A 24,046-nucleotide genomic window follows, 5' to 3' on the forward strand; every position below is an offset into this window, starting at 1 on the left:
CGACGAGATGCGCGCGGGTTAGCGGATATCGAACGGCGGGATGGGCAGGCTTTCGCCGGATTTCATCGCCTTGTCGAGCGCAGCAGACTTGACCGGATCGACCCACCAATAGACCGGGATGGCGTCTTCGCGGTTGAACTGGTCGAGCACCTTTTCGGGCGTGCCGTAGCGGTTCCAGTAGAGGATGCGGTGGTGGTCGCATTGCCACATGAGCACGTACGGGACGATTTCGGCAAGGCGGTTATCAAGCGCCTTCAAGATTTCATTGCGCTTCGCGAGGTCAAATTCAGTCTTCTGCAAGTTGATGAGGCTATCAACAACAGGGTCTTGAACACCAGCGAGGTTGTTCGTGCCTTTCTGCATGGCAGTCGTAGAAATCCAGCTCGCTTCCGGGTCACGGAGGCGGCCTGCGCCCCAGTTCACCCAGTAAAGGTCAAAGTCAGCATCGTCCAAGCGCTTGCGGAGCGTGCTCTGGCTCATCTGTTCGATGGTCGCCACAACGCCCACCTTCTTCAAGTCTTCCTGGAAAAGCGTGAGGTGGCGCAAGTCTTCCTGGCTCGTGATAAAGTTGATGGCAAACGGCTTGCCGTCCTTTTCAAGAACGCCTTCCCCATTCACCTTGTAGCCCGCTTCGGCAAAGAGCGCACGGGCCTTTTCGGGATTGTAGCTGTAGACTGGCGCCGTCGGGTTCTGGTTATTCGCCCAGAGGTCCGGATAATAGCTATTGAGGAGGAAGTACTGGCCGTACATGTACTTTTCATTCATCGCTTCACGGTTCAAGAGGTACGAAAGTGCGCGACGGACGCGAACATCTTGGAACTGCGGCTTGCGAAGGTTGATCGCCATGCCTTGGAAACCAATCGGTTCCTTGTTGTAGATGCGCTGTTTGACAGCCCAGCCCTTCTTGACAGCATCAAAGTCGGTCTGTTTCATCCAGATGCTGCTCGTGTAAATGGCGTAAGCGTTGAAGTCCTGCTTCTTGAATGCTTCAAGCGCCTTCGTCTGGTCGTTCATGAAGCGGTAGCGGATTTTCTGGAAGTTGTACTTGCCATGGTTCCAGTTTTTCTTGAAGCCCCACCAGTCGCTGCGGCGCTGGAGTTCGACAAAGCGGTCTTCACGGAACGTCTTGATGATGTACGGACCAGAGACGACCGGGAATTCGTAACGAATCTTGTTGAAGTCCTTGCCTCCCCACACATGCTTCGGGAATGCGAGCATGCCAGCCGCTTCCCAGAAGTTGCCCCAATGAGATTCCTTGGCAGTCATGCGGACAGTCAAGCTATCGACGACTTCCGGGCGTTCAAAGCGGCTGAGCCCCACCTTGAAAATCGGCGTGAGATTCTTTTCGTCCATGATGACGTCATAGTAGAACTGCACATCTTCGGCGGTGATGGACTTGCCATCGCTCCACTTCGCGCGCGGGTCCACATGGAATGTGAACGTCTTACCGTCTTCGGAGACTTCCCACTTGTCAGCGAGGATGCCGATTTCACGGTCTTCGGTGGTATGCAGGCTCACGAGCGGTTCGAACATCATGTTCATGAGTTCGGCGGAGAAGCTGTTGTAGTCTTCCCACATGTTGAAAGACTTCGGCATGGCGGAGCCCCAAAGCGTAATAGAGCCGCAAGCGCGAGCTTCCTTGGAAGCTATCGGGTCGAACTCGCCGGTCGCTGTAGAATCGAGCGGGAGAATCGGGCAATCGGCTTCGGAAACAGCGGTGCCTTTTTTCGAAGATTGGCCGGATTTGGAATCGCCGGATTCATTGCAGGCGGCAAGAGCAAAAGCGAGAGCTGCCGCCATCGGAACGGCAAGTAAAGAGCGGAAGGAGAAAGTTTTCATGAGAGACAAGATAATAAAAAGGCGACCCCGGCACGGTGGCCGGGGTGACAGCGCAGGCTCTACATACGAGCCACTTCCTACAGTCTACTTCCTACCGTCTACTAAAATTACGGCAATCCGATATGGTGTGCGGGTTGTTTGACTTTTGGGGCAGCGGCTTTCTTAGCTTCGGCTTCGGCAGCTTCAGCCTTGAGCGTTTCAAGCGACAGGCGGGAGGCTTCCTGTTCGGCCTTCTTCTTGTTCGGGCCTTGACCGCGGGCATACGCTTTGCCGTTCACGACCACTTCGACCGTAAACACTTTCTGGTGTTCCGGACCTTCTTCGCCGACAATCACGTACTCCGGAGAGCAGCGCAATTTGCCCTGGCAAAATTCCAGAAGTTCGCTTTTGTAGTTCACGAAGTCGGTCGCACTGATGATTTCTTGCACACGCGGGAAGTGGAACTTATTCAAAATGGCACGGACTTCTTCGAGGCCGCCATCGAGATAGACGGCGCCAAGCACAGCTTCATAGGCATCAGCGAGAATGCTTTCCTTGCCGCGACCGCCCATCTTGGCTTCGGACTTTCCGATTTTCACATATTCGCTCAGGTCCCATTCCTTGGACGACTGGGCACAGGCGTGTCCCGAGACAATCGCGCTCTTGCGCTTGGAGAGTTCGCCCTCCGGATCGCTCGGATAAGTCCTGTATAAGAATTCCGTCGTGAGCATGTTGAGGACGGAATCGCCGAGGAACTCTAGGCGCTCGTTGTTGCTTGCGTACGGGACATCTTTCCCGACGAGGAACGAGCGGTGGACGAGTGCATGAGCCAGCAGTTCTGGATCGCGGAATCTGTACCCAAGCTTAGCCTCAAGCCCGTCACCGGACTTCTGGCGAAACCAGAGTTTAAGAATCTTGTGGAGCAGGTTTTGTTCTTCCAACAGAATCTCCTTAATAGTTTAAAATGCAAACATAAATTAAAAAATCTAGTTCCTAGTTACTTGTTCTAAGTTACTAGATAATCTGATTTTGCTATGTGGTCAGAGGTCTTTTGCCAACAGTCACCAATCAATCCGTCATAGAACGAGCACCTCCTTTTTATAAACGAGAAGGCGATGCCGGAACGGAGTCCGGCATGACAAAGTGTCAGGCATGACGAGAATAAAAAAGAATCCCCGGCGGAACCGGGGACCCAAAGCTCTTTCTTTGCCCAACGGATGCGGGCTAAAGTAAAACTAGATTACTTCTTGTGTGCTTCGAGGAAAGCAACAACGTCAGAAACCTTCTGGAACTTTTCAGCGTCGGAATCGAGGATTTCGACATCGAATTCGTCTTCGAGAGCCATAACGAGTTCAACACGGTCAAGGGAGTCTGCACCGAGGTCATTACCGAATTCAGATTCGGGCTTGACATCTTCAGCCTTGACTTCCAACTTAGCAACGATCACGTCCGTGACCTTCTTGAAAATTTCTTCGTTCATTTTTTTCTCCATGGGAAAAAGTTTTGTCCAAATTTAATAAAATGTTTTTAAGCGTTCAAGCCCCCATCGACACCAATTACCTGTCCGGTAATGTATTTGGCATCGTCGGAAGCCAAAAATGCGACTGCCTTGGCAACATCTTCCGGCTGACCGAGGCGGCCAAGCGGAATCTGGGCGGCATATTTTGCACGAGTTTCTTCACTCATGGCGGCGGTCATGTCCGTATCGATGAATCCCGGAGCGACAGCGTTCACCGTAATGCCGCGAGAACCGAATTCCATGGAGTTGGACTTTGTCATGCCGATCACGCCAGCCTTAGCAGCGGCGTAGTTAGCCTGACCTGCCTGAGTTCTGATACCGTTCAAGCTTGCGATATTCACGATGCTGCCTTTGCGGGCGCCCATCATCGTCCTGAGGACGGCTCTGGTGCAAAGGAACGTCGAGCGGAGGTCCGTTGCGATAACGTTATCGAAATCTTCGTCCTTCATGCGAAGTACGAGACCGTCACGGGTGATGCCAGCGTTGTTCACGAGGCAGTCCACGCCACCCAGTGCGTCGATAGCTTGTTTGAAAGCGTCCTTCACAGATTCGGAATTGCTCACGTCGCATGCGAACGTGAACGTCTTGACACCGAATTCCTTGGCGATAGCTTCTGCCTGTTCCGGACAGCCGCCGCGGGAAATAAGAACAACGTCAGAGCCGCGAGCAGCGAGTTCTCTTGCAATGGCAAGACCGATACCACGAGATGCGCCAGTCACAATAGACTTCGTAGGCATTATAAATTGACCTCCTGTATGACATTAAGTGTCATGGGTGAATACAAATGATTTAAGCTTAGAATAGCCGTCACACCACCGGTGCCAGACGGTTCGTCCAAAGCATATTATTTGTTATCCAAGATAACAAAAAACGGACCTAGCGTTCACTAGATCCGTCTAATTGCAACTAAAGTCTTAATGCAGACAAAAGCTATGCTTTAGGAGCTTCCTCGGACTTGATTGCAGCGAGGCGAGCGTTGACCTTATTGGCAACGTCGGCTTCGGCATACTTGGCAGCCACTTCAACAGCCTTTTCGATAGCGAGAGCGTCGGAACGGCCATGAGCGATGATGCCAATACCATTGAGGCCAAGCAACAAGGCACCACCCGTAGCGCGATAGTCCCACATTTCGGAGAAACGCTTGCCAGCCGGAGTGTCGATCGTGCCAAACATTTCCTGGTGCATTTCGAAGAAGCCTTCCAGGAGCTTGAGCACAACGTTACCCGTATAGCCAGAAGTCGCAACAACGTCGGCCTTACCTGCAATGAGGTCACGACCTTCGATGTTACCCATAAAGTTAACCGGAGCGGACTTGAGGAGCTGGTATGTTTCCTGGAGAACCGCCGGGCCCTTGTGTTCTTCTTCGCCCATGTTCAAGAGGCCAACCTTCGGATTTTCGATTCCGAGGTAAGCTTCGGCGAATGCAGAACCTGCAATGGCAAAGTCAACGAGAGTGGAAGCACGTTCATCAACGTTTGCACCGCCATCGACCAACACAATGCGGCGATCCTTTGTCGGAAGTGCAACCCCGATAGGCGGACGAGAGAACTCGTCGCAAGTCTTACCGAGGATCATGAGGCAGCTAGCCATCATAGCGCCAGAGTTACCGGCACTGACAGAAGCGTCCACAAGACCTTTCTTCTGCAAGGCAACGCAAGTCACCAAGCCAGAATGTTGCTTCTTCTTGACCACCATGACAGGATGTTCATCCATAGCCACAGGATCCGGAGCATCAACTACGGAAATCTGATTGCCGGTGTAACCAAGCTTCTCGAGAGAAGCCTTGACCTCGGCCTCCGGTCCGCAGAGAACCACATGAATATTGGGGTTTTTCTTGACTGCGCTAACGGCGCCTTCAATGCAAACACTCGGGGCGTAATCGCCACCCATGGCATCCAGTGCAACTTTGATCACGGATTCCTCCTAGATTAAGCTTCGGCACCCTTCATGTCAACAACTTCCACACCGTTGTAGAAGCCGCAAACCGGGCACACGCGATGCGGACGCTTCACGGAACCGCAATGATCGCAGGTAGCCATAGCCGGCACTTCCATCTTCCAGTGGGTGCGGCGCTTGTCACGACGAGCGGTCGAAGTTTTTCTCTTAGGTACTGCCATTTTTAACTCCTGTTTTCCATTTTGCTCTTAAGAGCTTTGAGTTTTTCCCAGCGGGGGTCGAGCGGCTTTTCAGCATCGGCACCATCGCCAGCTTGATTGTTTGTTACAAAGATAAAATCTTCGTCAGGATTTTTCACGGGCGCAATGGGTTCCTGTAGGGTCACCAGCTGTCGGACGCACTCGGAAACATCTACGAAGTCCTGTGTCTGCGGAATCGTGTAGGCGAAAACATCATCGTCGTCGTCATGAAGTTCCTGTGCAGCGCATGCTCCGCGCTCCACCTCGACAACAATCTCGGTTTCGAACGGACGGTCAAAAAGATCCAGGCTGCGGACACAAGTGAGTGTTTGCACTCCAGAGATAGTACCGGTCACAAGGCACTTGCCGTTGCCTTCGGGGCTAACCAGCACCTCGGCTACCAGATCGCCCTTGAGGTGCAGTTCGTCGAAGATTTCAGGAGCGTCGGCATGGGACCAGACCACTCGTTGGTCTTCGGAATCAGTAAGTTTTTGTGCGATATTTATTCTCAAAGTGGCACAAATGTAGTAAAACGCATAAAAGGGGTCAAGTGGGGATTAGTAGTTAGTAGGCGGTAGACAGTAGGAAAAAGAAAACTGAAAAACATTAGCCGTTGTCTATAGACAACCATTTATAATAATGGCAGGCTGATTTCACCAAAACAAAACTATTTTTGCAGTATATTGCAATATAGGGGTTGTTTATGGGATATTATTTTGGTTTTAAGCGAAATTTCGCGGTTTCGGTGCTCTGTTTATCGTTTTGGTGTATAGAAGCAAGCGCCGAGCCGCTCGCGTTTCCTGAAGCGCTGGGATTTGGCGCAAACGTTACGGGTGGCCGCGCAGGTACCGTTTACCACGTGACAAACTTGAACGATTCGGGCGAAGGCTCGTTCCGGGATGCAGTCAGTCAAGGGAACCGCATTGTCGTTTTTGACGTTGGCGGCATCATCAATATCAAAACTGCCGTTTCGATCAAGTCGAACATCACTATTGCCGGGCAGACAGCCCCAGGCGAGGGGATCGCCATTCACGGCGGAAAGCTTTCGACCGGTAAGCAGAGCAATATCATCATCCGATACTTGCGCATCCGTCCGGGCGAAAATACGGCAAGCACCAAAGACGACGCGCTCAACCTCTACGATGCCAAAAACGTCATTGTGGACCATTGCTCAGTAGAACTTGCTCCGTGGAATAACTTCGGAGGCTCTTCGGACAACGCAGATTACCGTGTCACTGGCATCACTGTGCAGAATTCGCTCATTGCAAACCCGATTGGCCAGCAGTTCGGCGCCCACATCGAATCCATTGACGGTACTTGGGCATGGTACTACAACGCCTTCGTGAATACGCACAACAGAAACCCGCTCGACAAGATTAACGACATTTTCGTCAACAACATCCTTTACAACTTCGAAGCGGGCTACACGACACACACTAGTGCAAAATTCAAGCACGACATCGTGAACAACTACTTTGTCTATGGTCCAGAAGGCAAAAACGAGTGGTTTCAGGTCGATAAAAAACAGAGCATTTACGCAAACGGAAACCTAATCGATAAGAACCGCGACGGAGTGCTCAATGGCGGGCCAACAAGCATTTATTACTACCAGGGACCTGGCGAAGAACTGAAAAATCCGTGGAACGAGCTCACGACAAAGGGCCCGATGATGAGTGCGGCAAGCGCCTGGCGCTACGTGACCTCGCAAAGTGGCGTCCTCCCCTACGACGACATTGATTCGCTTATCTGGCACCAGGTCGGCACGCTCGGCAAGGAAGGCGCGCTCGTAAAATCCGTAGGCGCCATGGGCCTCAAAACAAACAACGGCTGGGGTGAAGTCATCGCCGGGAAAGCAGCCACGGACAGCGACAAAGACGGCATGCCGGACTACTTCGAAGAAGCAATGGGCTATGACTCCGCAAAAGACGACGCTATGACCAAGGAAAGCGACGGCTATGTGCGCATTGAAAAGTACATCAACTGGCTCGGTGCCATGCATGCACAAGTCGAAGGCAACGGGACGCTCGATTTTGACCAGCGTACAATCACGAGTGGGTTCCAGGAAGTAAAACCGTCTTACACCGTATCGGCTGCAGAAAACGGCTCGGTTGAATTACAGAAAGACGGCTACACCGCAAGATTCACTCCTGACAAAGACTTCAAAGGACTCGCCTCATTCAAGTACACTGTCAAAGGGAACGACAACACCGAATACACAGGCCGCGTAGAAATACTCGTCGAAAAGTCCGCAAACGCAAGCGAGCCACCGGAACAGCAGCGAGACTCCAGCGAAACGGCACAAGACTCTAGCAAGACAGCGCAAGATTCCACAACGGCAATTCGAGATGCATTCCGAGAAGCCCACACATTCCGCAACGCGCCTCAAATGCGCAAGAACACGTTCCACGACCTCAAAGGCCGCCGCTTCGAAAAGCAAATTCCGTACAGAGTAACGTTCTAATTCATATTCTAATCATTCTCTTCGACCTAAAACACAAAGCACCTCGGGAAATACCGGGGTGCTTTTTATTGACAAAGTCAATTCTAAGCACTGCGCCTCGGTCATGGGCAAGCAAGCTTGCCCGCGACTCTCGGCTTGGGTGCTTTTTATTGGCAAAGTCAATTCTAAGATTTAATAGAAAGATGAATATTACTTTACCGTTACCGGATAGACAGAATTTCCAATGCGGAGAATGTAGCGACCAGCACGCGGCGCAGTCATCGAGAAATTGCCCGCTTTCGCCACGCCCACACGCAAAGTTTGTCCAAGAACATTGGAGAGCGAATAATGGCTTCCATTCTTAACGCCCGTCGCAACGATATTCATGCCGTCAGTATTCACGCGAACAAAATTGCGAGCAGCCATTCTCGCCGTCGGGATACTTAAAACGTCCGGGATTTCCATAACCGTGTAATTGGACACATTTTCGACGCACTTGAGACTATCAATCCAAAGATAATCGCCAAACGCAACGTTGGTAACGCTAAAGCGGAGCGCCGTCGTCAACTTTGTAGAGAAAATTGTCGGTACATCAGCCTGCCAGCCATTATTGACCATCCAGCCAAAATCCACATAAGCGGTTGTCCATTCTGGAGAATAAGGCATGCCGACAAACGGATAATCCCAAAGCCCCTGACCGAGAATTTCGGTAGACGTATTCCAATCGCTATAGGCTACAAATTGATGGTTCGTACCTTTATAGCGGTAGCTGAACATCTTGCACTTGGAAATATCAAAATCGAAAGTAAAATCGGCATTCACATAAGGTGCATAGTCAAAAGCCGTGCCGACCGTATCAAGCTTGATTTTATCCATCTTGACCATTCCGTTTTCGGAGTTATCTTCGAAACTAGAATTACCGTGGTCACCCTGTTCATCGCTACCGCTCACATCCGTAATAAAGCTCCATTCTCCGGTAGCATCTGTCGATGTCGTCTTGAGAGCAAACGGGAGATCATCGTTAATTTGCGAAGCCCAATCAAGGTTCTTTGTGTAAGTCGTCTTTTGCGGAAGAACGTTCGCCTTGATATAGTTGTCGTCATCATTATCTTCAAGATACGGTTTTTCGACATCCCATTTGGCGGTAGAAAGTTTCTTTTCGTCAACCCATTTCAAGAACGCATCGGCATTCGCCTTGGTCTTGGCATCGTTGATATCTTTTTCGACCCAGCCCCATTCGGTCACGAAAACACTGAGACCCGCAGCAATAGCCTTGTTCGGGCTTGCATTCTGGCTAGTCGATGTTTCATTGATGTTATGCATATTGGCATAAAAATGATGCGTGTAAGCAACATTCTTGTCAACGACGGGATTTGCAACAGCATCGCCAGCCGCAGAAGACCACATCGGTGTCCCTACAACAATTAAGTTATCCGAATATTTACGAATTTCCTGAACAACTGTATCAGCATAAGCCTTGAGGTCATTCCAACTTTCACTCACAGGTTCATTGTAAATTTCAAAAATCACATGCGGGTATTTGCCATAACGCTGAGCCATGGTCCCAAAGAATTTCGCAGCGTCACTTGCCGTAAAGCAAGCCTTATTATCGTTAAATTCGTACTTCGGTTTTACACCCTTGTGAATGCAATTATAATAGCCACCTTCACTGTGCCAGTCCACCAAAACATAAACATCGTTTCTGATAGCCGCCTGTACGACCGTATCCATTTGTGCGGAATAATATTCAGGACGAGTCTTGTAATTCCCTTGTCCCCAATTTCCAACGGAACCCATTGCAGAGCGAACAAGTTCAACATTCCACTCGCCTACAAGCGAATCAATAAAGGAATTGCCGTAGAACGACATTCCGTTTGGCCAAAAGATACTCCAGGTAAGGCTCATTCCGCGCACCTGAACTTCGGCTCCATCTTTGACGCCTTGCACGCTTCCATAAATGCGGCCTTCGCCAGCGGAATTCTTGCCGGCTTGCAAAGCACCGTATTGACTTACGGGACCTACGCGCGTGGGCTGAATTGTTGCAAATGCGCTACCCACAAAGGCAAACGCACACAAGGCGACAATCGCCATTTTTGACTTTTTCATACTCTCTCCTATACGTGAAAAAGAATTTTAAAAACGCATCCCGAGACTCGGCCACATACTGGGCGAAATACCGTCAAAGCGGATATTGTCAAGGTAAATTTCGGTATCGTCAATAACGAGAATGTTGATTGCATTGACTGCAATAAGTTCTGTATCGAAATCATCTGCCGTAAACGTGAAATGTTCCCATTTTTCCGTAAGCGTCACAAAGTACGATTCGTGATATTCACGTTCGCCTTTATCACTGCGTTTGGCTATCTGCAACGAGATTTTTCCAGAACCTCTGGCATCAAACGAAATTGCAGTCGCCTTACGCAAATCATAGAACGCAAACATTTCTGCCTTATCAAAATCGTCACCAATCGTAAAACCGATAACTCCATAATGCCCCGGAGTTTCCTCATCTATATCAAATGAGACGTGCAAGCTTTTTCCGCTTTTAGCGCTATCGCCAGAAACAAAAAGATTTTCACTATCGACACCCGCGCTTGCACGGCTTCCGCCACCCTGCAACGAGTCTGTGCAAATAAACCACCAGCCCTGTCCAAAACTTTTTCCGATAAATGTCTGTTTTTTCCAGTTTTCAAAATCCTCGACAACCGTAAAAATGCTATCTGCGAGATTAATGTTGTTCGTTGTCGCACCTTCATTCAATCCGGTTTCCATCTGGTACGAGAACTTTCCAAAATAGCCTTCGACAAAAGCGTAATGCACGCCCGCAGGCAAATCATTAAATTCAAAGTTTCCGTTTGCATCCGTAACAACAGACTTATCCAAAATGGAAACAGTTGCACCTTCTACAGCAGCACCGTTATTCGTTATTGATCCCTTAAGGGATTCGCTTGCCGCAATAGAAAGGGTTTGTTCGGGACTACGTTCGAGATTGACCCAGCGCATTGTAGATAATGAGTCGCCCGAACGCGTTTCCAAAAGCTGGACAGGCGCTTTTTCACCAAGAACAGCGGACCTAATTTCAAGAACACCATTGTTATCCAAAGAATCTTCATACGCCACATGCATGGAGTCTTCGTCCAAAATCCACACACGGGCAAGCGCATTCACCAAAGGTTTCCCATGATTTGTCGCCGTGATAATCCCTGCAATTTCAGTTTCACCAGCATTACTACCCGTGCCGTTTGCGATGTCAGAATTTCCGCTACAACCAACAAGCGAAATACAAAGGATTGCGACAAAAGCCACAACACCCAAAGGGAATACCCAAACCAGTTTTCGTAAAACATTACGGAGGTACATTACTTTACCTCCTTGACTTTGGCGCGGTTCACCAACTGAAACCCTACATGGCAAACACGGTCTGGATTTTTCTCTTCACGAGATAACGCAAGAATTTTTTCGCGAAGTTTCGCAATTTCTTCGCGGACTTTTTCAAAGCTTTCTTTAGACAAACTGCACGTAACACTCGTAACGCTGCGGTCATCACTAGTGAACAGATCATAAACTTCACTATTCACTTCAAGATTTTTTAGATGGTATTTGCGTAAAATCGTAGAACGCACGCGAGGCGGAGTTGAAACAATAGGCTGTTCCACACGATATACACCATTTTCATCTAACGTAACGAATCCCGATTCCATCAAATAGCGAATACCACTTTCCACCTGAGGAGCGCGAAGCACTGGCGTAAACATGCGTCCAATTTTTTCCGCCGGCATATTGGGCGGAAGCAGAGGGAGCAAGTCGCGCAACACGGGATAGTACCATTTCGAGAAAAACTTGAGCGAAGAATCCTGCAGAGCAAATTCCTGATTGTTCGCACGGACCGCAAGGAGCTTTCGCAACAATTCTTCGCGTACATCTACATTCTTTTCGTTACCGAAGCGCACCAAATCGAGAAAGTAATCCGATTCATCATCGGGAAGTCCCCACGACTTGGCGATATTTTTCGCATTCGCAACGGACAGCGGGCGCGAGCCATCTAGGATTCGGCTGAAAAACGCAGAACCGGAAACACCCGCATTTTCTTGAATCGCTCGGAGCGAAAGGCCCTTTGACTGCATTGTTTCCAAAACAGCGCGAATAAAATCGCGGTAATCAAAATACATAAATACACTAATTTTGGAAACATCTATCATATTTCCAAATATAAGTAATTATCATCAATTTTTCAATGTAAATTTTTATATATAATTTACAAAATACATAATTTTTGGAAACACATTTTAAGGCTTCAGTTGCTCGTACATGACCTCAATCCACTCGGGACTGCGGGCGATTGATTCCACCCAAATTTCATCGAGTGCGCCGTTCCAGGTTTCAGTCTCGATTTCATCGCCACCGATGCGGAAGGGGACGTTACGATTCAGCTCGTTCGGCACAAATTCCCCTGCAAATTCAGTTCCATCGGAACCCGCAATTGCTATAGGTTCGCCATTCACATACATGCTCACCTTGTGATTCTTGGAAACGAGCACAAGGAAAGCCCACTCCCCGACAGGCACGGATGTTGAATCCCCGAAATACACCGCCTCGGGGCTGCCCGGCATACTTTTCATCACGGCAAACGTTCCGCTATTCACCTCGTAATGCCACTGGAATCGCGAAGTTGAATCGCTCCAATAATCACGCTGGCTAAACAGCACTTGGTGTTCGCCATTGGGACCATTCCACTTCGTCCATAACGACAGCGTAAAGTCGCCATCTGTAGGGTCAAGCGTATCGAGGTCGATAAATTGGCCAGGTAAAAGTAAAATAGCCTTTTCGTACCCGCGAATTCCTTCCACACGCACCACACTATCAGCAAGCGTAGAATCGTTGTCGTAAACAACAGCGTTTTGTTCCACGTAATGCAACTGTAACGGGATTTCCCTTCGCTTATCTTCTGAAACAAAATTCGGCGCATAAGTCACAATTCCATAGTCATAGCCCAAATCCCGGCTAGTCATGTAACCGTCATTACCTTCCAAAATTTCGAGCGGCGGGAGCGATATCGTATCACGGGAATCAGTCGTAGCAAAGTGAAGGCGTCCCTTCGCCGTATCGCCTTCCACATAAAACAATTCCATACGCCTACCGGAAGGCACTTTTTCAAGCGTAAAGTGACCATTTTCGTCAAGTTCTGAAACAATATCCGTAGCAGCCAACCGCACATAGCCCGAAGACTTTCCGTCAAGGCTACCCTTCAGCGTTCTAGGCTTCTCAATTTGCATCATGTAGTACCCTTCTAGCCCCATGCCACCGACAAGCAAGGAAAGGCCTTCGTGTTCTGCATAAAGGAACATGTTCGAGCCAGCATTCTCGAAGCCGCTATACGTCTTCCTGCGGTTTATGTAAGCGGAATCATGCATTATCACACATTCGCGTTCCAACTCAAAACTGAAATGACCTACAGAATCGGAAACCGTTTCGACAGAATCTCGGAAGTCCTCCTTATTATTCGAATAAAAGCCATCTGTATAAAGCACCACACGGGCATGGGCGACACCATTGCCCTGCACGTCAATAACTTCGCCAGCAATCAATTCGTATTCAGGCGGTTTTACAACGGAATTTCCGATATCGGTCACGCCACCGGCGACATCCTCGCTACTTGAGCACGCTAAGAACGTCAAAGAAATCGCAAGCGACATCACGCACGCAACGCAATTACGCGACAACTTTAGATAAACTTGTCTATTTTTCATTTTCCGCCTCCTTCCCTATTTTCTTGCTCATCGGGAACGCCACAAGCATCATTTCGTAAACGCGTTCCACTTCCGAATCATTTGCCGCACGGGCAATAATTTTCTTGCGGGCTTCTTCCAGCACCTCTACCGCATAATTGTAGGATTTTTCGCTCATCGCAAGAGTCGTGAACGCCGCAAAGCGTTCGTTTTTGGGCATAGATTCCACGGCACCCACCGCATGCTGCATATACTCATGACGGATGCGTCGCAACGCCATTGGCGGAATTTCCGAAGCATCAAGCATTTGCGATGTTTCGACATAGCGTTCACCCTCTTTTTTCAAGAGTCCCCATTCCAGCAGCTTTTTCACCGCATCGCGTGCCTCGTCCGTCGTTATCTGCGGCACAACCGAACGCGCAAGCACACGGAAGTCACCATTCCAATCCGATGACACCGCCAATTCGCGTACAATCGGGTAATACCATTTTTCGAAGTATCCCTGTTCACGCGTCGTGACATGTGTAAATTCTATCTGCTTACGAATCTGTACAATTTGATTCCAGGCACGTTCGCGTGCGTCAACTTGTTGCGCCTGGTTGTACTGCACCAGCACCTCGAAATACGTCTTTTGCAACGGTTCGAATTCCATCGCCTTTGAAATTTTTTCGATAGATTTCGGGGTCAAATTGAAGCGCCCACGGATAACATTCAGGCAATAAGAAGAACTACTGAAGCCAGCCTTTGCTGCAAAAAATCGATGCGAAAACACCGACCGCATTTTCTTCTGTTCCTCAAAATAGTCTTGCAGGAACTTGCGGAAGTCGTCATAGTCAAACAGATGTTCAAGCGCAATGCACATGGTTTTAAACTAGAAAATTTTTACACAAAAATCAATAAAATACACAAAATTACAATTAAATCAATATATTTCATTAATTATTCTTACACATTTACACACTTCCAACACAGAAAATCATTCCATTTTTCTTAAAAACTTGCACTAGGGCACACCAAAAATTATTTCTCTAAATAGCATAAAAATGGAGTGTGTTATGCAAAAAAGTTGTTTGGGATGGATTCCGGGCACGGCATTGACGTTCGCCCTAAGCATTAACGTTTACGCGGCACCTGGCGATGCCTACACTTGGCCCGGCTATCGTTCAGATTTGGATTACGATACCAAATCGAACCTAGGCGAAATCAAGCCGCCGACCAAGTTCAACAACAATTGTTCGGGCGTTACCGGAAAGAAGGCCGGTAAGTGGTGGGCGTTTTACTGGGGCAAGGATCGCGACAGCCGCATTACCGACGTGACGATTGATTCGATCCTCAAGAAGTACGATACCGATTTCGAGTATCTGTACAATGAGATGGGATGGGCGCCGGATGCCCAAGCGCAAGAAGGCCAGTACAGCGCAGTTTATTACTACGGCTCGGGTACGTGTGCCGGTGGCGCAAAGACGGATACTACGGGCGGTTGGCAAACATGGGTAGCAGGCTACACGGCCGTGGCCGCTTCGTTCTATCCGCTGTATAGCTTCAATACGAGTTGCCCTTACCGTGATCGCGTGGCGCAGATGGATGCGATGATTCACGAGGGAATACACTCGATGACGAACGGTTACCCCGGCGCAAAGGATGCGCATTGGTTCCAGGAAGCGGGTAACACCTGGATTCAGCAGGATATGTTCAGCCACCGCGATGGTGTATACAGCGGTATGGGATTTCTGAATGCGGCGACGGTTATTGCGCCGTTTATGCCTATTGAAACCTATTCGGGCTGGCTGATTGACGGCACCTTCGGTGGTCCTGGCGGCGGTGCCGATGGCGGTGGCGTGACCGGTAAGAACCAGCGTTACCTGTTGGGAGGCTCGCAGTACAGCAACATTTTCCCGACGTTTATCGGAACATGGATCGGTACGGGTGCGGTGCGCTGGATTTACGGAAACGCTTACGGCAAGACCAAGTACCTGCTTGAAACTTACGGTCTCGACAAGGGTCTTGGCGATGCGGGCGTGCGCAGGCTCATTACCGAATTCCGCGCAAGGCTTGCAATGCTAGACATGAAAAAATGGTCCGGCGAAATCAGGAACCTGCTGAATCAGCATTTCGGAAGCGACACCTACTGGGAACAGGACATGTGGGACAACAACAGGAAAAGCTACACCTGGACCATGACGCCTTACCAGACGGTAACGGAAAGCAACGGTTACCTTGTACCGAATCAGGAAACAACTCCGGGATGGTCGGGCTCGAATGTGGTGCCGCTGAAGGTACAAAGCGGCGCTAAAGAAGTGACGGTGAGTTTCTACCCGAACGGCGCAAATTCCAATAACAAGAACATGAATTTCTTGCTGTGCTACCGCGCGACCGACGGTACACCTGTGTACAGCGAACCCATTACGGGCGAAGGTTCCGCGACGCTTCGCCTAGACAAGACGCCTTCTTCGACGAACGGCACGCCGATGGTTTTTGCGGTCATCGTGAATACCGATTACCAGTACACTGGCAACACGGGAATTCGCAAGCTGCATTACGATTATAAGTTGAAGCCCGAAGCTGGCGTAAGCGGCGCAGGGGCGGCAAACGTCAAGTATTACAATGACTTTAAACTGGATTACAAGTGGCCTGAAATCGGCGAAACCCCGGTTGCGTCCAGTAGCTCTGTAGCTTCGAGCAGCTCTGTCGCTCCCGCAAGCTCTAGCAGTGAAAAGCCCGCGAATTCCAGCAGTTCCGCAAAAATCGTCACGGACGGCGCAACCACATACAACATCACAGCAACACTTCCGATTGACGACAACTACGCCACCGTTTCTGCAAAATTCAACGCTAGCGAGGTTGCGAAGAAACTCGGACTCACCACAGCAACGCTCACACAGGCACAATTCTTCGCACTTGAAAACGACGGGAACATCGTCACCAACAGCACGACAAACACACCGGGCCATTGGTTTAGCAAAGATGGCAAAGTCGTTGAATGGGGCGAAACCGCCTATGTATTCAGCGAAGCAGATTTATCAAGCGGAACTATCGCAATAGGCCACTACCCCAACCGAGTCAGCAACGGCGAAAAGTTCAACTTTACGCAAGGGCTCTCGTACAACGGGAAAACGGTTCTTTTCAAAGTCACGATCAGCATCACCAACGAAACTGGAAGCGACGAAGGTGGAAAGACCACAGCTCTGATGTACGGACTTGATAAAGTTTCGACACACATGAACCTCGCCCTCCGTAATGGAAATCTCGAAATCCGTTACACGCTCCCTCAGCGCGACAATGTAAAAATCAGCCTATTCAATGGATTCGGAGCATTACTTGCACAAGAAATCACGGGAATGCAAAACGCAGGCACGCACACGCGCTCGCTCAACATGAGTCAAATGCCGCGCGGCACCTACATCGTAAAAATCACGACGGGCAGCTATCGCGAAGCAAGACCAATTAACATCACAAGATAAACGAGCAAAAAGCACTGCACCTCGGCGAATGCCGGGGTGTTTTCATAGGCAAAGCAGTTGTCCGCAGACAACGAGAAATCGAGCTCATTAGGCACACCACCAATATCCAGGTTTATATTAATCTTGCCGGATTATTGTTGTTTGGTTATTCGGCTAAAAAAGGGATAGGATATGAACAAAATTTGGTGTTTGGGATTGTCCCTAGCGCTTGGGCTAGGGAGTGCGCAGGCGGCTCGCCAGATGGAATGGCTGAACCGCGGTTTGGTCGCCGTAAAGACGACTAACGGAGTTTTCCTCAGTTGGCGAGTTCTCGGAACAGACGGTAATACGACCGGCTTTAACCTGTACCGCGATGGCGAGAAAATCGCCAGTTTTACGGGCTCACAAGCAAGCAACTATACCGACGCGAAAGGGACGGCCTCGAGCAGGTATTCCGTAAAGGCTGTTGTCGGCGGCAAAGAAATAGCGGCTGACGCTGCAGTTTCTGTTTGGAGTAATCAATATCTGACCGTAAATCTTGACCGTCCGAATGGTGGGAGCGATTACACCTACAGCCCGAACGATATCGCGGTAGGCGATGTAGACGGCGATGGAGAATTTGAGCTGATTCTCAAGTGGGATCCGAGCAATTCTAAAGACAATTCGCAGAAGGGCAAAACCGGCAACGTCATCATCGATTGCTACAAAATGAATGGCAAAAAGTTGTGGCGCGTTGACCTCGGCGTAAATATTCGCGCAGGGGCACATTACACGCAGATGCTCGTGGGCGACTATGATGGCGACGGCAAGACAGAATTTGCCGTAAAAACAGCGCCCGGAACAAAGGACGGTAGCGGCAATTACTTGTCACTCGGTTCTGCAAAAGGCGCAGACCACAGCAAGGATTACAGAAACTCGAACGGCTATATTCTTTCGGGACCTGAATGGCTCACGATTTTCAACGGCGAAACAGGTAAGGAAATGGCGACGGTCGATTACAATCCAGGTCGTGGCACCGTCAAGAGCTGGGGCGATAGCTACGGTAACCGCGTGGATCGATTCCTCGCAACAAACGCCTACCTCGATGGCAAAAAGCCGAGCATGGTGTTTCAGCGCGGTTACTACACCCGCATGGCAATTACCGCCTACGATTGGGACGGTAAAACGCTTTCGCAACGCTGGTATTACAACGCAGCAACAAGCGGACAGGAATGTTACGGGCAAGGCAATCACAACATTTCCGCAGGCGACGTGGATGGCGACGGTTTCGATGAAATCATTGAAGGAAGTTGCGCCGTTGACCACGATGGAAAATTCATGTACCGCACAGGCAAGGGCCACGGCGATGCCATGCACTTGAGCGATCTCGACCCCGACAACCCCGGTCTTGAAGTTTGGCAAGTTCACGAAGAAAAGCCCTACGGATACGATTTGCACGATGCCCGCACCGGCAAGCTACTTTTTAACGAAAAGAGTTCGGGCGATAACGGGCGCGGTGTCGCAGGCGATGTGGATTCGCTAAACCGTGGACACGAACTTTGGTCTGCCGCTAATTGGAACACCTATACCGTAAAAGGAAAAATTTGGAAAGCAGACAAGCGCCCCGCTTATAACTTCCGTATTTATTGGGATGGCGACTTGCTTGATGAACTGTTGGACAATACGACTATCAGCAAGTGGGACCATGCAAAGCAACAGAGCAATACACTTTTCCAGATGCAGGGCAACAGTTGCAATACCACCAAGGCGACACCGAATTTCAGCGGTGATATTTTAGGCGACTGGCGCGAAGAAGTCATTTTGCACGATGGCGCATCCAAGCTCTACATCTACACAACTACGATTCCAACAGAACATCGAATGTACACGCTTGCGCACGACCCGATTTACCGTCTCGGCATGAGCTGGCAAAACACCGCCTACAATCAACCTCTGCATTTGGGATTTTGGTTATACGGCAATAAGGACAAGTTCCCGACGCCTGACATTACGCTCGTCGGCGACCATACACCGAAACCCGCCGCGATTATCAAGCAGGGCGCAGGTTCCAGCAGCCAAGCCATTGCGCTTGGGGATTCAATTGTTCCGTTCACTTTTGCAATCCAGAATGCCGATGGCGCAACTGTTGAAAATCTCCCTGCAGGCGTAAGCGCAAAATGGAACGCACAGACAAATTCGCTATACTTCAGCGGAACGCCAACCGTCAGCGGAGAATTCACCTACACGATCACCACAAAGGGAGGCAACGCGGAATACGGCGAAGCAACCCGCAGCGGGAAATTTACCATTGACGATCCGAACGCTAAAACAACTTCGCTAAAGCCTCGTACGGAAAGAGCTTTGCTGAACGGTTCTAGACACGTTTATGATTTGCGAGGACGTCTTGTGAAACAACGTAAACATCGTGGTTTTTATCTAACAAGATAACGACAGCCAATCCAACACCCAACCCATCCTCCCCCCGGCGAATGTCGAGGGGAGAACTTTTGTTAACTAGTATTTTTGCAAAGCCGACTCGTAACGGTTCACGCGTTCAGTAAGCCAGCTTTTGAGGCTTTGAACTTCGTCAATGTAACTGCGGACAGGTGTCCATTTTATCGCATCATTTTCAAGAGCCTTTTGTGTTTGCACCATATAATCGTCTAGCTTTGAAAATACATCAGCCAGAATACTTGTTTTAAGCTGCCCCCAGCGAGCCTTGTAATCAGCCAGGAAATATTCATTTGCAAACAAGTTTATAAAGAATCCGGAAACCGCCCGATTTCTATGTAAAATCCAGTCCTGATCAACAAAGTATTTCTTGGTATCTTCATCCCAGCTATAAGCAAGCCCACCATCAAAATCCCATACAGGCCCCATATGATACAAACCCGAAGAATCCTTATACAAATACATACTGCGCGGGGCTTCTAATTCAACATTGTGCGTCAATTCCTGCAAGATTAGAAAATCCATAAAGCTGCTGATATCCATGAGTTTTTGAACGCTGTCATAGTCGGAATTTGCAATGGCCTGTTCCAAAACTGCAAGGTTCGCAGATATGGTATCGATTTGCGTTGCGGTCACATTTTTAGGGTACTTGACGGCAACAGGCAACTTGTAAATTTTGCTATAGAAATTATTCGTGGCACTCGGCGAAAGTTCCGGTCCATCATCCTTGTCAAGACTCAGCAATACCCCTCCATTACCCGTATTGACTCGCGATACCCCATGTTCAATTTGCTCGGTAAGTTGATAGATGCCCATATACTCGCCATTGATTTCAACTTCGACAAATCGGTTGGCGTTCACAAAAGCGAAGCTCCCCATGTAACGCGCCATATCAAAAGCAACCGCATTCATGAATTTGCTTTGATCGCGATAATTCGCAAGCAACACCCAATCTTTATTGGCAGGGAGTCCGAGAACAGAAGTCTTTGCATCAAGTTTGACGCGGTAAGGCTTTTTAGGGTACCAGAGGCGCGTAGAATTTCCACGAGTTCGGATTTTACCACTTGCAGGGGCTAAATCCTCATAAATTCCGTTCCCAGCAATTTCAACAGAACAAAGAGCGTAGGCGCTATCGACATTTGCAGAATCATAAGTTATAATACGAATGTAAGGAACTCCGTTATTGGGAGGCGAAGGGAGAACCGAAGATGAGGATTGTACGGGAACCCGCGAAGATGACGATTGCGCGATTACCGATGAGGAGGACGACTGCGTGATTATTGACGAGGACTGTATAATCGTCAAAGAAGATGAACTTTGCAAAAGTTCACTGGACGAACTCTGGGCTTCGCCGCCAAACGAAACGAGCAATTCGTTCGGCGAAATGAAATTCACCGATTCAGAGTTTCCGCAAGCAAAAAGAAATAGCGGGAAAAGAAGGGCAACGCCCTTCGCAAAGTTACAAACATATCCCATAAACAACACCTCTAAAGGAAAATAGATTTTTTGTTGATTAAAACAAGGAATCTTGAATTTTTCCGTGTAAAAGGTGTTTAAATGGGCTTTCCTGCTTCTAATATACCTTCGCTTATTCCCTGTTGATGCGGAATGTCTTTTGCACGTTTTTGCCGTGGATGCGAACTAGACGACTATCCAAGCCAACATAAAGAACCAAATCTTTCGCCGCAATAAACGACGCAACATCCTTGGTGGATTTTTTGGATTTGCAAGCCGTCACAATCTGCTCCGCACCCTTAACAGAATCGGGAACCGTCGTAAAAGTAAGGTAGCGTAGTCCACGGACAACCTTAATTTTCAAGAGCTCTACCCTCGATATTGAATCGAGGGTATTTTTATATGCAACAGGGAGTATGTTATGGGATATTTTAAATCAATGTTGGTTTTGGGACTCGCTGCGCATGCCTTCGCGGGTTCGCCAATCGTCAAAGTTGATTTCGACATGAGCGGACGCAATTCGAGCGAGGTGACAGAGCCGAATTATGTGCCGTGGGTAGTTTCGGGAGTCACTTCCAAGGATACGACGATTTCTGGTGTAAAAATTGGAATTGCCGGTAGCGGAAATCTCAAGGCGAACTGGTACAAAGCCGGAGTGCAATCACCTTCCTATGCAAAACTAGTGTGCGATGGTGTGATGGTCGAAGGCGGCGGAAACATTACTCTCACGTTCTCAAATCTTGCTGCAGGGACGCACAGCCTCCTTTTGTACCTGAACAATGTCGATGGCGTTGCGGCAAGCAACAGCATTGATGTCTATGTGAACAATTTGAAGCAAGCCTCGGTCAAACCAACAAATCGAGCGCTTTCGACTTCCGAATCAGCAATCGCGTATGTAACTTTTTCCGTGAGCGGCGCAAGCGCATCGACTGCCATAAAGCTAAACACGAGTACGATTACCCTGAATGGTTTTGAATTGAATGTTCCCAATGTGGCAGCACAGGCAACAAGTCCTTCTCCGACGGATTTGGATTACCACGCACCACATGAAAACGGAGCTTTGACACTTTCATGGACTGCAGCGAAATCCGCAAAAAAACATCAGGTTTATTTTGGTACGGATTCAGCAACGGTTTTAAAGGCGACAGCCTCGACAGCCGACGTTTACAAAGGCGAGCAGACGGCAGCGACATACAAAGTTTCGGACACAAATCCATTGCAGACCTACTATTGGCGCGTGGATGAAGTTGATGCGAATGGAACGGTTACGGCAGGAAATATCTGGTCATTCAAACCAGGGCGTTTAGCGTTTGAAGGAGCCGAGGGCTATGGTCGTAACGCGGTCGGTGGCCGTGGCGGAAAAGTCGTGTACGTAACAAATCTGAACGACGATGGCGCCGGCAGTTTGCGCGAAGCGTGTACAGCAGATATCGGTCCACGAACCATCATGTTCAAAGTCGCAGGCGTAATACAACTCAAAAGTCGTTTGGTCTGCAATCAGGACTATGTGACGATTGCTGGGCAGACAGCTCCGGGTAAAGGAATTACAATCAAAAGCGCTCCCATCGGCTTTACAGGCAAAGATATGGTTATCCGCTTCATGCGCGTGCGCCTGGGTTACGGAGCCACTTACGACGGCATGGGGCTCACCGGCGGCGACCACAGCATTCTTGATCACGCAAGTATCAGCTGGACAATTGACGAAGCTTTTTCTAGTCGCGGCGGCAAAAACCTGACGCTACAACGCACTTTGATTTCGGAAGCCTTGGATGTCGCAGACCACCAAAATTATGCAGCAGGAACAGGACATGGATACGCAGCAACAATCGGCGGCGACATCGGGAGTTTCCACCACAACTTGCTGGCGCACAACGCAGGGCGCAATTGGAGTCTTGGCGGTGGGCTAGACGGTAACGGCTATTATGCAGGTCGCCTGGACATTTTTAACAACGTGGTCTACAATTGGAAAAGTCGCGTGACCGATGGCGGAGCGCACGAAGTAAACTTCGTCGGCAATTACTACAAGGAAGGCGCAGGCACAGCTCTTCACGGCTATACGTTGCGCGCCCAATTTGAAGGAACTGGCAAAGGTTCGCAAGCTTACTATTACCACAACAACATTTTGCAAGCCGCAAACGGTTCATTCACTTGCAATGGGAACAACGACAACTGCGGACGCGAATACACACTGAGCGGCGGGCAAGTTCTCGATTGGGAACCATGGAACAGCAAACCTTTCTTCGCCTCTTACGCCACTGTACAAAGCGCATCGGCAGCATACAAGGACGTGCTGAGCGATGTAGGCCAAACCATGCCCATTCTCGACAATCATGACCAGCGCATGATCAGGGAAACCAAAAACGGAACTTACAGCGTCGTGGGTTCTGTCGGCAAAACCAAAGGAATTCCCGACCGCGAAACGGACGCAGTTGACACAGCGAATATCAAGGGCTGGGAACCCTACCCGAGTGTGAGCTGGGCAGACGATTATGACAGCGACCTCGACGGTCTTCCGGACTGGTGGGAAAATATGTACGGTTACAATCCGAAATCCAAGAGCGGTGACTTTAGCGACGCAAACAAAGACCGATTGGGTGACGGCTGGACTGAACTCGAACGTTATCTTGAATGGATGGCTCGCGCCCACTATACTTTTGCAAAAGGTGAAACCCAAGTCATTGACCTTGCTCAATTTACCAAGGGCTACGACAACGGCTCCTATACCGTGAACGCCCCGACAGGCGTTACCGCAACCGTGAGCGGATCCAAACTCACCATAAAACTCGCCAACAACTTCGGCGGCGTGGGCTATATCAAGTTTACGCTCAAGGACAATGCTGGCGACACCTTTAGCCGCAACATCGGCGTGACGCAACAGCTCGCAATATCAACTATTGTTGCAGGAGACTCCACCGAAGTCGGAGATTCAACAACTACCGCAATTATGAATCGACAAGCGGCAAACCGCAATGATTTACGTCTGTTCCCTCGCAAGCAAGGTTTCCACGACTTGAAAGGCCGCCGCTTCGAAAAGCAAATTCCATACAGAGTAATGTTTTAAATATTCTCATCAACCTAACCAA

18 protein-coding genes are annotated in these 24,046 nt (G+C 49.3%); 4 read left to right on the plus strand and 14 right to left on the minus strand.

The annotated features are described in order from the left end of the window. Positions 1-18: 18 nt before the first annotated feature. The 7 genes from B9Y77_RS07665 to B9Y77_RS07695 form a co-directional block, all read right to left on the minus strand. Positions 19-1,839: an extracellular solute-binding protein gene (locus B9Y77_RS07665; protein ID WP_085491092.1), complete on the minus strand. Its 1,821-nt coding sequence runs from the start codon at positions 1,837-1,839 to the stop codon at positions 19-21. Positions 1,840-1,946: 107 nt separating this feature from the next. Next, the gene (gene rnc, locus B9Y77_RS07670; RefSeq protein WP_085491093.1) at positions 1,947-2,759 is read right to left on the minus strand and encodes a ribonuclease III; all 813 of its coding nucleotides are present in this window, start codon (positions 2,757-2,759) and stop codon (positions 1,947-1,949) included. 299 nt (positions 2,760-3,058) lie between these two features. Beyond that, positions 3,059-3,298, minus strand: a complete 240-nt coding sequence (gene acpP, locus B9Y77_RS07675) for an acyl carrier protein (RefSeq protein ID WP_014546672.1) — start codon at positions 3,296-3,298, stop codon at positions 3,059-3,061. Between the two features lie 47 nt (positions 3,299-3,345). After that, the gene (fabG, locus tag B9Y77_RS07680; RefSeq protein WP_085491094.1) at positions 3,346-4,074 is read right to left on the minus strand and encodes a 3-oxoacyl-[acyl-carrier-protein] reductase; all 729 of its coding nucleotides are present in this window, start codon (positions 4,072-4,074) and stop codon (positions 3,346-3,348) included. Positions 4,075-4,267: 193 nt separating this feature from the next. Then, positions 4,268-5,251: a phosphate acyltransferase PlsX gene (gene plsX / locus B9Y77_RS07685; RefSeq protein WP_085491095.1), complete on the minus strand. Its 984-nt coding sequence runs from the start codon at positions 5,249-5,251 to the stop codon at positions 4,268-4,270. A gap of 14 nt (positions 5,252-5,265) precedes the next feature. Further along, entirely contained in the window at positions 5,266-5,454 is a 189-nt protein-coding gene (rpmF, locus tag B9Y77_RS07690) for a 50S ribosomal protein L32 (protein WP_014546669.1), read from the minus strand. Positions 5,455-5,456: 2 nt separating this feature from the next. After that, complete coding sequence (locus B9Y77_RS07695) at positions 5,457-5,984, minus strand: YceD family protein (protein WP_014546668.1); 528 nt, start codon at positions 5,982-5,984, stop codon at positions 5,457-5,459. A gap of 191 nt (positions 5,985-6,175) precedes the next feature. Here B9Y77_RS07695 and B9Y77_RS07700 point away from each other — a divergent pair, with 191 nt between their 5' ends. Continuing rightward, entirely contained in the window at positions 6,176-7,933 is a 1,758-nt protein-coding gene (locus B9Y77_RS07700) for an Ig-like domain-containing protein (protein WP_085491096.1), read from the plus strand. Between the two features lie 189 nt (positions 7,934-8,122). Here the strand turns inward: B9Y77_RS07700 and B9Y77_RS07705 are convergent, their stop codons facing one another. The 5 genes from B9Y77_RS07705 to B9Y77_RS07725 form a co-directional block, all read right to left on the minus strand. Then, positions 8,123-10,018 (minus strand): glycoside hydrolase family 5 protein, encoded by a 1,896-nt coding sequence (locus B9Y77_RS07705; RefSeq protein WP_085491097.1) that lies wholly within the window; start codon positions 10,016-10,018, stop codon positions 8,123-8,125. A gap of 27 nt (positions 10,019-10,045) precedes the next feature. Further along, a complete protein-coding gene (locus B9Y77_RS07710) occupies positions 10,046-11,272 on the minus strand; it encodes a carboxypeptidase-like regulatory domain-containing protein (RefSeq protein ID WP_085491098.1) in 1,227 nt (408 codons plus the stop codon). Next, positions 11,272-12,111 (minus strand): TIGR02147 family protein, encoded by an 840-nt coding sequence (locus tag B9Y77_RS07715; protein WP_073423516.1) that lies wholly within the window; start codon positions 12,109-12,111, stop codon positions 11,272-11,274. Before B9Y77_RS07715 ends, B9Y77_RS07710 begins: the two co-directional genes overlap by 1 nt. A gap of 87 nt (positions 12,112-12,198) precedes the next feature. Next, positions 12,199-13,659: a LamG domain-containing protein gene (locus B9Y77_RS07720; protein ID WP_085491099.1), complete on the minus strand. Its 1,461-nt coding sequence runs from the start codon at positions 13,657-13,659 to the stop codon at positions 12,199-12,201. After that, positions 13,649-14,500 (minus strand): TIGR02147 family protein, encoded by an 852-nt coding sequence (locus tag B9Y77_RS07725; RefSeq protein ID WP_085491100.1) that lies wholly within the window; start codon positions 14,498-14,500, stop codon positions 13,649-13,651. Before B9Y77_RS07725 ends, B9Y77_RS07720 begins: the two co-directional genes overlap by 11 nt. 193 nt (positions 14,501-14,693) lie before the next feature. On the opposite strand from B9Y77_RS07725, the gene B9Y77_RS07730 reads away from it, so the two are divergent. Together B9Y77_RS07730 and B9Y77_RS07735 are read left to right on the plus strand one after the other, a co-directional pair. Beyond that, on the plus strand, positions 14,694-17,099 hold the full coding sequence (locus B9Y77_RS07730) for a DUF4859 domain-containing protein (RefSeq protein ID WP_085491101.1): 2,406 nt from the start codon (positions 14,694-14,696) through the stop codon (positions 17,097-17,099). Between the two features lie 171 nt (positions 17,100-17,270). Next, complete coding sequence (locus B9Y77_RS07735; protein WP_085491102.1) at positions 17,271-19,505, plus strand: rhamnogalacturonan lyase; 2,235 nt, start codon at positions 17,271-17,273, stop codon at positions 19,503-19,505. Positions 19,506-19,571: 66 nt separating this feature from the next. On the opposite strand, the gene B9Y77_RS07740 is transcribed toward B9Y77_RS07735, so the two are convergent. Together B9Y77_RS07740 and B9Y77_RS07745 are read right to left on the minus strand one after the other, a co-directional pair. After that, a complete protein-coding gene (locus B9Y77_RS07740) occupies positions 19,572-20,984 on the minus strand; it encodes a CotH kinase family protein (protein ID WP_085491103.1) in 1,413 nt (470 codons plus the stop codon). Between the two features lie 112 nt (positions 20,985-21,096). Beyond that, positions 21,097-21,327, minus strand: a complete 231-nt coding sequence (locus B9Y77_RS07745; protein WP_085491104.1) for a hypothetical protein — start codon at positions 21,325-21,327, stop codon at positions 21,097-21,099. A gap of 75 nt (positions 21,328-21,402) precedes the next feature. On the opposite strand from B9Y77_RS07745, the gene B9Y77_RS07750 reads away from it, so the two are divergent. After that, on the plus strand, positions 21,403-24,024 hold the full coding sequence (locus B9Y77_RS07750) for a hypothetical protein (protein ID WP_254899962.1): 2,622 nt from the start codon (positions 21,403-21,405) through the stop codon (positions 24,022-24,024). Positions 24,025-24,046: the final 22 nt, after the last annotated feature.

The organism is Fibrobacter sp. UWB13, assembly GCF_900177805.1.
Classification (GTDB): domain Bacteria; phylum Fibrobacterota; class Fibrobacteria; order Fibrobacterales; family Fibrobacteraceae; genus Fibrobacter.